Source organism: Agarivorans sp. JK6, assembly GCF_045277145.1.
Classification (GTDB): Bacteria; Pseudomonadota; Gammaproteobacteria; order Enterobacterales; family Celerinatantimonadaceae; genus Agarivorans; species Agarivorans albus.
On the sequence record NZ_CP113525.1, the window covers coordinates 3,716,489 to 3,731,882 of the forward strand.

A 15,394-nucleotide genomic window follows, 5' to 3' on the forward strand; every position below is an offset into this window, starting at 1 on the left:
CTTTCAGCTTGAAATGAATACCTGTCTACGAGCAGCACTGTAGCAATATGCAAGGCCGTAAACTTAGCGCGAGTTCAAAATAAAACAGCCTGCTTAACCCGGCAAGGCCTCCGCTAAGTCTAATAAGGAGGTGATAGTAACGGTGGGTGCTAGCTCCCAGGGGTCAAACACCACAGCTGGCGACCGTTGTACCCATGCAGCCTGCCAACCTGAAGAAACCGCACCAGTAACATCAAAGGGATTAGAAGAAATCAACCAAGTGTTCTTAGCTTGGCTTTGAGTTTTATTGAGAAAATGCTGGTAAACCGCTGGATCAGGTTTGAAACTTTTTACCTCATCAACACTCACCACTGCACTAAAAAATGGCCGGATCTCAGCAGTTTCTAGTAACAGTTCAACTGCAGCTTGCTGACCGTTAGAAAAAGCATAAAGCCTAAAACCCGCTTGTTGTAAGCCTGCTAAAGCTTGTTTTGCATCAGAATGAGCGGGCAATACTTTGTAAATAGCTAACAAGCTCTGCTTTTGTTGCTCAGAGAGTGGCACCCGAAACACTTGGCAGCAATAGTCCAAAGCTTGCGCGGTACACAAGGCAAAGTTTTGGTAGTTTTGCATTAAGCCTCGGCGAAACGAGTACTCTAATTGCTTATCTCGCCAAGCTTGTGAAAAAGGCACTGCCTGCTCGCCCATGTATTCGCGTAGTTTATTTAGAACACCTTGGGTGTCGATAAGGGTGCCATAAACATCAAAAGCCAGTGTTGTTGCCATAAAACTCACTCCCCTCAAAACTGCAGAATAACAAAACAAAGCCCTAGTGTTTTGAAGCCATCAACAAAAATCGCCAATTGCTTTGCGCTTATCTAGGCTTTCCAATGAGCCTGTTTAATAGTCTCGGCAACAGCGGACTTAACATCAATATCCCAGCGCCAAGCACAGCCAATTGATTAGGAACTTCGCCAAAACAAAAATATCCTAGGCAAATAGCATAAATCATTTTTACATACTCGATATTGGATACCACATTGGCTTCTCCATACTTATAGGCGGTTATGCCAAACCACTGTGCAATTGATGACAAAATACCTACCGCCAATAACAGCATTAACTCGTACAAAGAAGGAGTAAGCCAATTAAACCAAGCACCAATGGCTGCCAATACGCCAACAAATACCGCCTGATAGGCCAATATATTAGTGGTGGAATCTTTCCCCGTTAACTTCTTAACACAAATTACTGCGATAGCAGCTCCCAATGCTGAGAGCAAACCAAGCACAATGTAGTTTAAAGAGCTGCTTGTAAAGCTAGGTTGAATAACCAGCATTACGCCTACAAAGCCCACGACGATAACCACAACCCGCTGCCAGTTAACCTGCTCGCCCAGCAGCAATCTAGAAATTAGCGCCACAAATATTACCTGTGTAAAACCCAATGCAGTGGCGTCGGCTAAGGGGATATTAGCCACTACCAGAAAGCTCAAACTTAAAGCAACAAATGCCCCGACAATTCGTGCCGAATGCCACGCAAAGTATTGCGGCCTAATAAGGCTTTGCCAGTGAGTAAAAATGGCTGGACTAAGTATCACCAGAAATACTAGCTGTCTAAACAACAAAATTTCGAACACATGAATACGTTCACTCAATACCCGCACTAACGCGCCCACTACAACAAATAGCGCCGTAGAAACTAGCGCTAAAGCAATGCCTTTATGCTTGTTACTTAGAATGTGAAAGCCTTGACCAAACAGAATATTTTCTAACATGCTAACTCGCTTATCGATGTAAGGTGCGCATTGTAAAGGCTATACTTATAGACGGGTCAAGCTATTGAGAAAGACATGCTAAACATTAGTGCGCTAGCCAAAAAGTACGGCTTATCAAGAACTACCCTGCTTTATTACGAGCGGCAGCAGCTGCTAAACCCCGCTTACCGTTCCAGCAATGGCTATCGTTGGTATGGTCAACCAGAGCAAGCTCGGCTGGAAAAAATTATCGCACTACGAGCCTTTGGCATGCCGATAAAACAAATAGCTCAGCAGTTAAATAACGAAGAGAGCCTCGTTGAACATCAAATTCTAAATGGCTTATTAGGTGAGCACTTCCAACAATTAGAATTGCAGGTTCAAAAGTTACGCGTGCAACAAAAAGCAGTTCTGTTGCTATTGGATAAAGCCAAGCGTTTAAAGCAGAATGAGGTGAGTAAAGATGATTGGGTGGCAGTGATGCAAGCCGCCGGCTTAAGTGAACAAGACATGAGCGACTGGCATCGCCAGTTTGAGCAATTACAACCACAGCAACACCAACGTTTTTTAGAACTGCTAGGTATAGGTAATAAGGAAATAGCCAAGATCCGCAGTAAGTAAGCGTTAATCAAGTTACCGCCAGCCCACTTCCTTCGGGTAAGCGTTTTATAACTTGCCTTACCTAATGCTTTACTTGCTGCTCATTTAATGAGCAAAGCCACATATTTCTCAAAACCTTAAATCGACTAATAAATAAGCATGTTAGCCTTGAGGTGGAATTAGAAAACCATAGAGTTTTCAATAACAACCAAAGGAATGAGAAAATGAAAACAGCAAGTCAGCGGAAGGCTCGTTTATACCGAGCTGTGTTCTACTTAAGCAGCGCACTAATTTGCTCCAGCCTAAGCGCCAATACTTGGCAATTTAGAGGAACCCCCAACAACTGGCAAAATACGCCATTAACTCAAGTCACCAGCCAGCAATATCAAACCTGTCAGAGTTTTACGGCAAACAATCCGCGGTTCAAAATTGACCGTTACGGTGATTGGAGCGAGAGCTATCCCTCACAAGACTATCCGATTAACACAGCAGGTAGTTACCAAATCAACTTTAACAGCCAAAACTACGCGATTAGTGTGCAAAGCGTGTCTACCTGCGACACTGGCAGCCACCAAGACAACAGCGATTTTCGCTGGTACTTTGCCCCTCAAGACTACCATAACCCTCCTAGCATCTGGGTGTGGATATCAAACGGCAGCGCCATTTCAGAGTTACAAGGATATACTTGGAATAACCAAGCAAGCTTAGCCATAGATCCCGACAGCGGCTATTACTATTGGGATTTGCCAAGCCAATACCAAGCTGAATTAGATAGGGGCCTAAAGCTCAATTTCATTCTAAATAAAAACGATGAATTTAGTCGTAATCAGCCGGGTTGTTATAGCGAACACCAGTGGTATCAAGATCTTAATACTTGTCAGAATAAACCTTTTCGACCTTATATTGGCCCCTACCTTAGCTTACTAAACCCTAGCCTTAGCGGAAATTACAACACCGCCACAATGTTAGATCCGTCCAGCCATATGGTGGTTAATTATGAACTTAACCAGCAAGATAATAACTTTGTTGCAGCGGTACACTATCGACCCACTGGCAGCAGCCAATGGTTAGTCCAACAAGAAGACCAAGTGGCGCCACTCGCCGATGACATGGGCAAAGTGCACCATATTACGCTTAGCCAACTTTCACCCAATACTGAATATCAGTACAAAGTGCTTGGGCCAAATGCTCAGTTTTCACAACAATACAGTTTCACCACCGCCAACACCTCTATGAACTACAGTCGCTTCTTAGTGATAGGCGATATGCAAGATGAACAAGGGGAGCAGCGCTGGCACGACATTGCTCAAGCCATTAGCAATGAGCATATGGATGACTTCGACTTTATCATCACCGTTGGCGATATGGTAAAAGATGATGTAAGTAACAATGGCCAACGATTTTATTGGTGGAAGGTATTTTTTGACAAAGGCCAAGCACTATTTGCCTCCAAACCTATTTTACCCGCCATGGGGAATCACGATACGCCAGGTAACCGCAATGTAAGTGACTCACAGGAGTTTTGGAGCAACGCCGAAGATACCCGCTCATTTAGAAAGTACTTCTACTTATCGCCTGATATGAGCAACCCCGATTACTATAGCTACCAGTATGGTAACGCCTGCTTTATGAGCGTTAACTCCGAGATCCCGGTGTTTTATGGCCGTCATCCAGAGCGAGACAATGCCAACCATGCGGCTGCACAAGCAAGCTGGTTAGAGCAAGAAGTTAACAAGGCTCAAGCTTGTCCATGGAGTTTTGCCTATTGGCATGTTCCACCAATCAACCCAGCGGGTGGTAAAAGCGAAGTGCAATTTGTACGCCCTTATACTAACTACTTTAATCAAAAATTAGACTGGTCAATCACTGGTCACGTTCATGAATACCAGCGCTTAAAGCCCGTTCACGCCACTCAAAACAGTTTAGATTTTAATAAAACAGGTTACGGCCGAGCAGCTGATAAAGGTGTAGGTTATATGATTGCCGCACCTGCTGGGCAATGGCCTCGAAATACCACCAGTAGCGAGATGCATCAGCTGGCATTTTACCCGCACAACCACAATGGTACCGCCTACGAAATTGGCTTTAGCATTATTAATGTTAATGCTAACCACTTTGAGCTAAAAACCTATGGCATGGGCGGAGTAGGCGATAAAACTCAACCATCAGGTTATCGTTCAGGCGATGACAGAAGCAAGCAATTACTTGATTCTCACAGCTACACTAAGCCCGCTCTGCAAGCTAAAGCTGGTGAAGATATGCAGGTTAATGTAGGCGACACTGTCACCTTTGATGCCAGCAACTCACAAGCCTTTGCAGGCAGTATTGTAAGTTACCAGTGGTCGAATGGGTTATCAGGGAAAAAGGCTACTAAAACCTACGATGAACCCGGTAGCTTTGCGGTAACCCTAAGCATTACCGATACACAGGGTAATCAATCAACAGATCTTTTAATCGTGACCGTTAGCGATCCCCAACCTGGTTTTAGTAAAGACTTTAACAATGTGGATTATCGCGGTACGGCCAATAACTGGGGCACCAGCGCTATGAGCTTAGTGGCCGACCATACATGGCAAATACTGGTAAACATTGAAGAAGGCGAAAGTAATCCACGCTTTAAGTTCTTCGCAAATGATAAGTGGTATGGCGACAGCAATAACGATGGCGAAACCCACAGCAACGAAAGTAGCAGCATCAAGCTCACTCAAGGCGCAGGGCTTTATCAAATCACGCTAACTGATAATACCCGCAAGTATCAAATCAACAAGCTGTAAACCGGTTATAAAAAACCCAGAGCATCTGCTCTGGGTTTATTACAATTAGCCATTAACCATTTAGCACTTTTCTTGTTTTAGTATTGCGCGCCAAATACTTGTGTCCAGTATTGACCATAAGTACTGCTGCTGTTTTCACTCATGGCAGCACCCAGCTCTGTGTAACTAGCGCTCATGATATTTGAACAGTGACCACTGCTTTTTAACCAGCTAGCCATAGCATCTTCTAAGGTACGATTACCGGCTGCAATGTTCTCACCTACGTAAGACCAACTGTAACCCTGCGCTTGAGCGCGACTAGCAGGGCTAGAACCATCTAATCCGTTATGAGAGAAGAAGTTGTAGTTTGCCATATTGTTAGAATGCTCTTCAGCTGCCAATTGTAAGCTTAAGTTAGAGCTCAAGGGCTCTACGGCAGGATAATAAGTGCTACCGCACTTGCGCCCCACACTTCGAGCTTCATTCACTGCTTTAAGCATCCTAGCTTGTAGGGTGTCTTCTACTGGATCCTCAGGGTCTACCGGATCTACTGGAGCAGTAGGGTCGGTTGGCAACACAGGGTCTACTGGATCAACCGGGTCGACTGGGTCTACCGGATCGCTAGGGTCAACCGGATTGGTTGGCTCACCAGGAGTTGGATCTGTCGGCTCAACAGGATCGGCAGGTCCACCAAGACCAAGTAATAACAATAGAAATTTGAAGAATGACATATATTTCCTTATATCGTCGTGGATAGTGAATTTGAAAGCTAAGGCACTAATTCACGGCCATGCAATGGCGAAACCCTTGGCACAGAGCAATCAGTTAACTTAGCAACAAAAGCTCACTAACTTATTGGTTTTAATCGAGGAATTGCTTACTAGGCAAGCCACGAGGAGGAAAAATATTACATAACCACAAATGAAAAAACATGATCTCGATTAAGTTTATAACAAAACAATCAATAAAGGCGTAAGTACCTAATTTTAAAGATTATATTCACAGTCAATTACGAAAATCCAAACATAATGCGCTATATCTAAACAGCGACTATAGTGGCTTAATACGCTCCCTTAACTAGACTTGCCAAAAACTTGAGTCCAATAAATGCCATAACTGCTGCTGGCATTTTCGGCCTTTGCAGCGCCTAACTCAGTGTAGTTAGCATTCATAATATTGGCACAATGGCCACTGCTTTGAAGCCAACCGCTCATTGCGGCTTCTACCGAGCGTTGCCCAGCGGCAATGTTTTCTCCCACATAAGACCAGCTGTAACCCTGAGCACTAGCTCGAGTAGCGGAGCTTGAGCCATCTAAGCCTGTGTGAGAAAAGAAGTCATAGTTAGCCATGTTGTTAGAGTGTTCTTCAGCAGCCAGTTGCAAAGACAGGTTTGAGCTTAAGCGCGCAACGGCTGGGTAAAATGTACTGCCACAATTACGGCCTTCACCGCGAGCTTCATTAACTAAGCGCAGCATACTGGCCTGTAATGAATTATCTACCGGTTCACTAGGGTCTGGATCAACCGGCTCATTGGGCTCCGGTTCTGTTGGTTCTGTTGGCTCAACTGGGTTGACCGGAGTCACCTCATCATCCGACTGAGGTTCTGGCGAATCGCTTGAGCCTCCGCAGCCACTAAGTGCAAGTAACAACAACCAAGACAAAGGTAATACTTTAGAGAAATACATCTACAAACCTATAAGATGAGGAAGCGAACATCGCCAAAAAACTGAACAGCTCAATTCGCTAAAGCTTAATTAAAACCATGCTTTACGCTCATTTGAACGGAAAACCACTAAATTTGTAGTATCTTCATAACAACTTACAAGTGCGCTAATTGCATGCCAAATAGATAGTACAAATTCATAAATAACATACACTTAGACTAACATCTGCAGAGATAATTAATCAAAAAATTATCATTAACAGCACTTGCCGCACCAGGTTTATTCGCTAACTAAGTGGGCTTATATCTACCTCAAACAAAGGGTGGGGTTTGTTTAAAACAAAATTCTGCCAAACCTGTTGATACACTTCTCGCTGATTAGGAAAAGGCACTAAGTCACAGGCTTCTTGCAAGCTACACCAGCGAAACTCACTATGCTCATGGTTCAACACAACCGCCTGCTCAGCCAGGCAAAACACCACAAATACCGGAATAATTTGCATCACGTTGACATTAGCTTCAAAAAACTGCTCAAGAATTTGGCCGTTATATAGCTGTTTCACCTCAATTTGGGTTTCTTCATTAAACTCTCGAATTATCGCCTGCCAGGCTGTTTCGTCCCCTTCAATATGCCCCGCTACATGGCACCAATAATTGCCCTTGGTTCGCTTCATAAGCAACATTTTGGTTTCACCGTCGAATTGCGACAAAGCCACGCCAGCCACTATCGAAGTATTCAAAGGGATCATGGTAATTTCCTGTAGTAAAAGAAAAACTAAGCAGCCAAACACTCGCCAGATTAAACTGAATAACAAGCAGATACGTAAACTATTTTATTCGCCACTAATTTTGGGAAGCAAAAATGCGACTAGGGCTGTTTATTTTCGATAACGACTGTAGAGTGCAAGACAACCCTGCACTTAAACAACTTGCGCGGCAAGTTGACCAACTCATTTGCGTTTACATAAACCAAGCCACTAGCCCCTTTGTGCAGCACTTCAGCCAAACCAAGGTAAGCTTGGCCAAACAGGCCTACTTAAACCAGACCTTAAGTGAACTCAATTTTAGCTTAAATCGACTTGGCCAACAGCTGTTTGTCGAACATGGTCGTTTCGAGCAGCAAGTCGCCCTTTACATTCAACACTATCGCATCACCGATATTGGCAGAAGTGTGCACCCAGGCAGTGACGAAGCCAAACAATGGCTCGCCCTGCAGCTTGCCTATCCGCAAATCCGCTTTCACTCCGCCAGCAGCAACAGCTTATTTGAGCAACAGCAATTACCTTTTGATTTAAGCAACTTACCAACAAGCTTCACACCCTTTCGTAAGCAAGTAGAAGAGCTTGCGATAGCAGAGCCCTTAGCCACCTTACATCTGCTACCTAAAGTGCCAAGTAACTTAAGCCCTGCACCGCTAATTAAACTGCAAGAACATCATTCAAGCGATTTTCAAGCAGGTGAGCAAGCAGCTTGTAATCATCTTGAGCATTACTTTTCAACCACTGCTGCAAGCCACTACAAACAAACCCGTAACTCCCTAAGCGGCGAGCTGTTCTCAACTGGCTTTTCGCCGTTTCTCGCCCATGGCGCTGTTAGCCCTAGGCAAGTTTTACAGGCTTTAGGTAATTACGAAGCAAAGCACGGCGCTAATGAATCCAGCTATTGGATTTACTTTGAACTGCTTTGGCGCGAGTACTTTTATTGGTATGCCCGCGCGCATGGCAGCAAGCTGTTTAGTTTTACTGGGGTTAACGGTAAAACCTTACATACCAGTTTTTACGCCCAGCGCTTTAAACAATGGTGCGAGGGCAATACGGCCTACCCTTTGGTGAATGCGCTAATACATCAACTAAACAGCAGTGGATGGATGTCGAACCGAGGCCGGCAAATTGTCGCTAGCTGCCTAGTAAACGAACTGCAAGTAGACTGGCGCTATGGCGCGGCCTACTTTGAACAACGCTTGATTGATTACGATGTAGCTAGTAACTGGGGGAACTGGCAATACATTGCAGGAATAGGCGCAGACCCACGCGGTGGTCGCCACTTCGACATCGATAAACAAAGCAAAATGTTTGACCCAAATAAGCAATTTATTAAACGTTGGCAGGGTGAGCTGGGCAGCATACCAAGCGACCATACCAACATGATTGACTGGCCAGTTTAGCCACCGACATAAAACTAACAAAAATAGTTCATCTATGGTTCATCTAAACTCTCTAGTGTTTAGAGTTTTCTATCTAAACGGAGTTAGTAAAGATGAATTTTCGCAAGGAATGGTTAGCCCTTCTTCCCCTTAGTGTTGCTTTAGTTGCCTGTAATGACGACGACAGTACTCCAAGCCCTCAGCCACTTAGCATTAACGTACTGCATATCAACGATCACCACTCTCATTTACAAGCTGATAGCGGTATAGACTTAAACCTAGTGGGCGAAGCAACTCGAGTTTCGGTAGGCGGTTTTCCAAAAGTTGTAGCGAAAATTAATGAACTAGCTGCAAGTAAAGACAATGTATTAAAACTGCACGCGGGTGACGCAATTACCGGTGATCTTTACTACACCCTATTTAAAGGCGAAGCCGATGCAGCCTTAATGAACGAAGTGTGTTTTGACGCTTTCGCTTTAGGTAATCACGAATTTGATGGCGGCGATGCTGGCTTAAAAACCTTCTTAGAGTTTTTATATAGCCCAACTTGCCAAACCCAAGTATTGGCTGCCAACGTAGAGCCTGAAGTTGGCGTATCGCCACTTGCACCAACTACCCGTTGGGATTACTTCCAGCCATACATGATTAAGTCATTTGGCGATGCCAAGGTGGGTATAATCGGCATCGACATTGCCACTAAAACTAAAAACTCTTCAAGCCCTGATGCCACCACTCAGTTTCATGATGAAACCAGCTCAGCGCAAATGTACATCGACGAGCTAAAAGAAAAAGGTGTTAACAACATCATTTTGTTAACTCACTATCAGTACAAAAACGACCTAGAGCTAGCCGCAAAACTTACCGATGTAGATGTGATCATTGGTGGCGACTCACACACCCTATTAGGCGACTTTGAAGATCTAGGCCTAAACAGTGCAGGTGATTACCCAACCATGGTAAGCAACTTAGACGGCGACCCAGTGTGTGTTGCCCAAGCTTGGCAATACTCAGCGGTAGTGGGTGATTTAGCTGTTACCTTCGATGGTAACGGCAAGCTAGAAAGCTGTGCTGGTACTCCTCACCTATTGCTAGCAGACAGCTTTAAGCGTAAAGACACTAACGGTGACCGCGTTGAGCTTACCGGTGCAACTCGCACTGCAGTTACCGACGCGGTAGCCGCCAACCCTAACTTATCGATTGTTACAGCCGACGCTAATGCTACAGATTTACTAGCTGTTTATGCCGAAGAAGTGGACGTGCTAAAACAATCAGTAGTAGGCGACGTGGCACAAAACCTATGCTTTGAGCGCATTCCGGGCCAAGGCCGTAGCACCTTGTGTGATGTATCGGCCACCAGCGCTAATGGTTCAGATATTTCAAACCTTGTAGCTCAAGCCTTTTTGGAGCAAGCCATACGTGGCGACGTAGCCATTCAAAATGCCGGCGGCGTGCGTAACGACGTACCACAAGGCGATTACACCATTGGCGATGCCTACACCTTACTGCCTTTCGCAAATACCTTGGTTTACTTGGAAATGACAGGGGCAGAAATCAAAACGGTACTTAACGAAGCTGTAGATTACTCGCTAGATCCAGAAGGCTCTACTGGCGCTTACCCTTACGCTGCTGGTTTACGTTATAAGGTGGATATGTCACAAGCTGCTGGCTCTCGTTTATACGACGTAGAAGTAAAAGCCAAAGGCACCACCGATTGGATAGCCTTAGCCGATAATGACAGCTTCACAGTGGTAACCAACAACTACATTGCTGGCGGCCGTGATGGATACTTTAGCTTTGCCGACATCTCTGCCGATGAGAGTAAGTTTGAAGATAGCTTCTTAGACTACGCGCAATCATTTGTTGATTACGTAGAGCGTAATGGAACCATCGACAAGCTGCCGCTAGAAAGCTACAGCACCCAAATGTTCTACGATACCGACGGCAACCTGCAAAACTAAGGCTTAGCCAAACTAAATGTATAAGCCCGCTACTTAGCGGGCTTTTTGATACTTTAGCTGCCTAACTTCGCCACAAGTCAAAGTCTAATCGCAGGTTTTTGTGGCTTGCACCTGATGTTGACGATTTTGCGGGTTAAAACTAAATAAATAACAGCCACCACTAGCCGCCCTTAAACGGATATTTTCGCCGTCAATATCGCCAATACCGTTACGGCTATTATCTCCCCAGTTGCGCCCCCACAAAGGCTGGCCATTCACTTCAAACTTATATTGGTAACGGCCTTTTTGCAGCTTTAACTTAACTTGCCACAGGCCGTTTTCACTTAAAGCCATTGGTAAACTGCCATCCCAGCCATTCATATCCCCACGCAAATACAAACTGTTTAAGGCAATGGCGCTTGGCACTAGCGCCTTGGTAGGCGCAACAACCTTATCTGGATAGCTTGCCACTAAGCTTGCTTGCTGCTCTCCTAGATACAGCACCGTTACACTCTCTGCTGGTAGTTGTTCCAGTTGATAGCTAGCCGCACCAGCCAAAGCCTCTCGACGTTTTTGCACTGGCTCTCCCAAAACAGGCGATAAGCGATAATCTTGATGAGTACTTAAAGCGCTTACTTGCGCCATATTAAGCTGCGCTCGACTGGGGGCTTTATTGGTATTAATAAGCACCACCAGCGCCTGCTGCTGGGTTGCTAAGGCATAGGCAAACACCTTGTCGCTATGGGTATCTACAAAGTGCAACGAAGCCTCACTAATATAGGAGTGCTCGCGGCGTATCTTTAGTAGGTGTCGATATTGATTTAACAATGAGTTTGGCAAGGCTAACTGCCGCTCTACATCTTGCCAGTTAAACAAACCACGCAGCTGAGCATCGGGTTGATGTTCTCCCAACATACCTAGTTCATTACCATAAAAAATGAACGGCGTAGCGCTACTCAGTAACTGTAAAGTCGCAGCTTGCAACGCTTGATTCGCATTGCCCACATATACTGTCATTGGTCTAGAAAGGTAACTGTCGTGGTTACTTAAAAATGCCGCCGTTTGGTAACCAGACGGATAATCTTGGATTTGCTGCTGATGCAAGTTGCGCAAGCCTTGAGCATTGCCGCGTTTAATCGCACCTGGAATTTGCCAAGCAAAGTCAAAATCAAAGCCCATATGAATTTGATTGTGGCCATTACCAAAGTACTTCGACACAATTTCAGAAGGTCGCCACGTTTCGGCGATTAGCACTTTACCTTGCTCATAGCTGTCGGCAATGGCTCGATACTCGCGCAATATTTGGAAGGTTTCAGGCCGGTCAGCCTGTTTGCCTGGGCCGTCTTCAATTAAATAGGGAGCGCCGTCTATTCTGGCACCATCAAAACCGAAATCGAACCAGTATTTTAATACTTCCTCCAGAGCTTGGCGCACTTGAGGGTTATGCAAGTTTAAATCGGCAATCTCGCTGCTTTGAAAATAACTATAAAAATAGCTATTGCCATGGGCTTTCCAAACATCTTGCCAACTGCCTCCCCCCCATGCGGCTTGCCACTGAGAAGAGGGCTGCTTGTCCCACACATACCAATCGCGCTTGTCGCCGCCATTAGCAGAGTTAATAAACCAAGGATGTTTTATCGAGGTGTAAGCCGGGACAAAATCAAACAGCACTTTTACCCCGCGGCTATGGGCCAAGTCTATCAATTGCTTAAGATCAGCCTTATCACCAAACACTGGATTAACTTGGTAATAGTCCACCACGTCATAACCATGAATATTATCTAAGGGGTCTTCGGAGCTACGTGCACTAAGGTAAAAAGGCGAAAGCAAAATGGCATCTACTTCCAGATCCTTCCCCGCATTGGCCTGCCCATCATTTAAGTAATCGAAGCGCTGAATAATGCCCTGAATGTCACCAACCTCATGCTGTTGATGAGAGGCGGAAAAAGACTTAAGCCAGATATGATAAAAACTGGCCGAGCGATACCAGTTTTGCACTTCAGCAGAATATAAGCCCTGATTCCACAGCAAACCGAACAAGATAAAAAACAAACGTAACACCAGCCATTCCCCCACCGTAAAAACAATTAGCATAGCTTCATCTTCGGATAGTTTGGGTGAGCAAACGCTTTATTTTGAGCAAAGCCAGCAGCAATACTTAGGCAAGGTTCAGGATGGTGAAGCAGAAACTCAACCTGCCAGTACCCATAAAATGAGGCTCTTATTGAAGTCCCAGCTTAGGCCCAAGCACCTAAAGGCTCTGCGGCTTGGCTCCTTACTGAGTCCTAACAAACTTTTGGACAAAAGTGAGTTTGGCGCATCGGGCGAATTATAACGTCAACATTATGGGATTCATTCCCAAAATTGGTTCTCTAAAGAAACTCAAGTGTCGGGTTGCTTGAGGCAATGAAAAAGGTTATTTTCCTTAAAAAAGAATTGAAAAACTCTTTAGAGAACAATGTTGTATGAACAATAAACAAAACATGAATTCAAAACTGAAAGACTGGTTAAATCAACCGAGCTTTGGTTACTTTATCTTTGGAATCTTTTTGTTTATGGAAGGATTTGGCTTATACGTACAATACGGCCTTGGAGATGAACCATGTGCCAACTGTGTCATGGTGAGAGCGTATCTTCTTTTAGTCGCACTTTCGGCAGTGGTTGCAATCGTGACTAGCAATGAAGGAAAACTATCTAGACCTGTGGAGTTAACTCGACTTTGTGTAGTTTATTTTTTAGCTACGGCTGGATTGGGATTGGCGTTTTACCATTCATATGATAATTATTTAATAGAAAGTGGACGTTTACTCTTCAGTACTTGCAGTTTAAGCTCACCATTCCCAGCTTGGTTACCTCTCGATACCTTGTTACCGGCTCTTTTTGAGGCGAATGCGCTTTGTGGAACCCCGGCTTACCTTTTTGACTGGTTGACATTCACTGAGTTAAGCCTGATTGGCCTACCTATTGTATTTATTGGCGCTACTTTGCTGTATACGAATGCAATGTGGCAGATATTTAAACAGTAGGACACTCTTGAATGTAGCTGCCCAATGGAGCATCCCCCTAACGAAGTAGAATTTGCTCCATTGCTTTCAATTAAATTGATGTCGCAAACGGTTCAATTTTGTTCCAGCGCAACTAACTAGTTATCTAACGAGTATTGCTTCTTTTTATACTCAAAGATCTTTTGGTTGACCCATTGGAGAAGGCTTTCCGGTATCCAGTTAGCTACTCGTTCAACTGTTGGGTTAAACGTCAGCATATGCATTTGACCAAAATCGATGTAAGCAGATAAATAAAGTGCAGACCGATGCCCCATTTCAGGGTAATAAGAAATCATAGTATTGATGACTTCTTTGGGTGAATTGGATTCACTGAGTGCAGCATCATATCTTTCGATATATTCCAAGGTGTGCGTTAATGCTCCATCTGCACTCCACTCTTCTTTTTTATCCTTTGGCATATGCCCAGGAACAACAATATCTAGATTTAATCTTTGCCACTCTCGAAGTTGAGCCATCCACAAATGGCGACTTTCAGGTGTTGACCCTCCCATCATTACATGTCCTTGGAAATAAACGACATCACTGGGTAACAAAGCATTGAGAGATGGGATATACAGAGCCACATGAGGTTCGTAAGGATTACCTATCCCTGCATCTCCTATAATGTCTTTCCATATTTCGATTTCGAAACCATCTATAAGAAGAAACGTTTCCGAGTAATCAATAGCCGGCACTGATGGGATGGCCGCATTGTCACCATGTCTTGAGCTTGCTAAGTCATCATCTAATTCAATACGGTGTCTCTGAAGTGCTGCAACCTCTGGCGTAGCGATAAATTGCGCTTCTGGAAACCTTTTCGTCAAAACGCTAGCCCCTTGCGAGTGATCCAGATGTGGGTGGGTAAGAAAAATGTACTTCAAAGTCAGACCTGTTTTCTCGATCTGATCTGCTAATCGATTAGCCGCTGATTTAGTTCCTTGAGCACTCACAACCATCATCTCACTAGAGCCTTTAATGAGTGCACTGGTGACATTTATCTCACTTGGCTCAGAGATAAAAACCTCCAACGAGAGTTTTGACTCATTTGCGTTGCTGTACATTGATGAAAGCATAAACGTTGAAATAAATAGTAACTGGCATAGTTTCGTAAATATTTTCATCATTTTGACCCACTTGAACGTTCGGTGTTGAACTTGTAAAGAGCCAATACAGAAGCCACCACAAGTGCCTCGAGTAGAGCATAGAAGCCCATTTTCAAATGAAAACCATCAACAAAAAGGCTGATTAGTCTTACAAGCAATAGTAGCGTCATAAACAAACCCAAAGGTGCAAGCCATCGTTCATCGTGATAAAGCGCTAGAAGTGGCGTTAACGCGAACATCAACAGTCCCGACCCCATTATCGATTTTAAGGTGTTGATACCATGTACGCCTTCAACGGTGATCCCCAACATCGCTAAATGAGCATTGATATCGAAAATCCAACGATAAGACAGGTAAAACATAAATAATGAAAGGAGCAACAGCCAGGTTTTGCTCAGTAATCTAATCATAGTCAT

13 protein-coding genes are annotated in these 15,394 nt (G+C 44.4%); 5 read left to right on the forward strand and 8 right to left on the reverse strand.

The features are described from left to right. Nucleotides 1-93 precede the first annotated feature (93 nt). Together OV592_RS17145 and OV592_RS17150 are read right to left on the reverse strand one after the other, a co-directional pair. Entirely contained in the window at nucleotides 94-765 is a 672-nt protein-coding gene (locus OV592_RS17145; RefSeq protein WP_406609431.1) for a haloacid dehalogenase type II, read from the reverse strand. An 88-nt stretch (nucleotides 766-853) separates the two neighbouring features. Continuing rightward, on the reverse strand, nucleotides 854-1,756 hold the full coding sequence (locus tag OV592_RS17150) for a DMT family transporter (RefSeq protein WP_406609432.1): 903 nt from the start codon (nucleotides 1,754-1,756) through the stop codon (nucleotides 854-856). Nucleotides 1,757-1,831: 75 nt separating this feature from the next. Between OV592_RS17150 and OV592_RS17155 the strand changes: the two genes are divergently transcribed. Together OV592_RS17155 and OV592_RS17160 are read left to right on the forward strand one after the other, a co-directional pair. Beyond that, nucleotides 1,832-2,356 carry a MerR family transcriptional regulator gene (locus OV592_RS17155; protein ID WP_406609433.1) on the forward strand — a complete coding sequence of 175 codons (525 nt, stop codon included), beginning with the start codon at nucleotides 1,832-1,834 and terminating at the stop codon, nucleotides 2,354-2,356. Between the two features lie 203 nt (nucleotides 2,357-2,559). Continuing rightward, nucleotides 2,560-5,109, forward strand: coding sequence for a metallophosphoesterase (locus tag OV592_RS17160; protein WP_406609434.1), 2,550 nt, complete (start codon nucleotides 2,560-2,562; stop codon nucleotides 5,107-5,109). 77 nt (nucleotides 5,110-5,186) lie between these two features. Here the strand turns inward: OV592_RS17160 and OV592_RS17165 are convergent, their stop codons facing one another. The 3 genes from OV592_RS17165 to OV592_RS17175 all read right to left on the reverse strand — a co-directional run bounded on the left by OV592_RS17165 (nucleotide 5,187) and on the right by OV592_RS17175 (nucleotide 7,500). Further along, on the reverse strand, nucleotides 5,187-5,819 hold the full coding sequence (locus OV592_RS17165; protein WP_406609435.1) for a CAP domain-containing protein: 633 nt from the start codon (nucleotides 5,817-5,819) through the stop codon (nucleotides 5,187-5,189). Between the two features lie 342 nt (nucleotides 5,820-6,161). Beyond that, nucleotides 6,162-6,773: a CAP domain-containing protein gene (locus tag OV592_RS17170; protein WP_406609436.1), complete on the reverse strand. Its 612-nt coding sequence runs from the start codon at nucleotides 6,771-6,773 to the stop codon at nucleotides 6,162-6,164. A gap of 265 nt (nucleotides 6,774-7,038) precedes the next feature. Next, a complete protein-coding gene (locus OV592_RS17175; protein WP_406609437.1) occupies nucleotides 7,039-7,500 on the reverse strand; it encodes an NUDIX pyrophosphatase in 462 nt (153 codons plus the stop codon). A 113-nt stretch (nucleotides 7,501-7,613) separates the two neighbouring features. Here OV592_RS17175 and OV592_RS17180 point away from each other — a divergent pair, with 113 nt between their 5' ends. Both OV592_RS17180 and nadN read left to right on the forward strand, forming a co-directional pair. Next, nucleotides 7,614-8,915, forward strand: a complete 1,302-nt coding sequence (locus OV592_RS17180) for a DASH family cryptochrome (RefSeq protein WP_406609438.1) — start codon at nucleotides 7,614-7,616, stop codon at nucleotides 8,913-8,915. A gap of 92 nt (nucleotides 8,916-9,007) precedes the next feature. Continuing rightward, nucleotides 9,008-10,852, forward strand: coding sequence for an NAD nucleotidase (gene nadN / locus OV592_RS17185; protein ID WP_406609439.1), 1,845 nt, complete (start codon nucleotides 9,008-9,010; stop codon nucleotides 10,850-10,852). A gap of 84 nt (nucleotides 10,853-10,936) precedes the next feature. Here the strand turns inward: nadN and OV592_RS17190 are convergent, their stop codons facing one another. Then, complete coding sequence (locus tag OV592_RS17190) at nucleotides 10,937-12,925, reverse strand: alpha-amylase family glycosyl hydrolase (protein WP_406609440.1); 1,989 nt, start codon at nucleotides 12,923-12,925, stop codon at nucleotides 10,937-10,939. Nucleotides 12,926-13,296: 371 nt separating this feature from the next. On the opposite strand from OV592_RS17190, the gene OV592_RS17195 reads away from it, so the two are divergent. Continuing rightward, entirely contained in the window at nucleotides 13,297-13,857 is a 561-nt protein-coding gene (locus tag OV592_RS17195) for a disulfide bond formation protein B (RefSeq protein WP_406609441.1), read from the forward strand. Nucleotides 13,858-13,973: 116 nt separating this feature from the next. Here the strand turns inward: OV592_RS17195 and OV592_RS17200 are convergent, their stop codons facing one another. Next, nucleotides 13,974-14,999 (reverse strand): MBL fold metallo-hydrolase, encoded by a 1,026-nt coding sequence (locus tag OV592_RS17200; RefSeq protein WP_406609442.1) that lies wholly within the window; start codon nucleotides 14,997-14,999, stop codon nucleotides 13,974-13,976. Further along, entirely contained in the window at nucleotides 14,996-15,394 is a 399-nt protein-coding gene (locus tag OV592_RS17205; RefSeq protein WP_406609443.1) for a hypothetical protein, read from the reverse strand. The genes OV592_RS17200 and OV592_RS17205 overlap by 4 nt, the downstream gene beginning before the upstream one ends.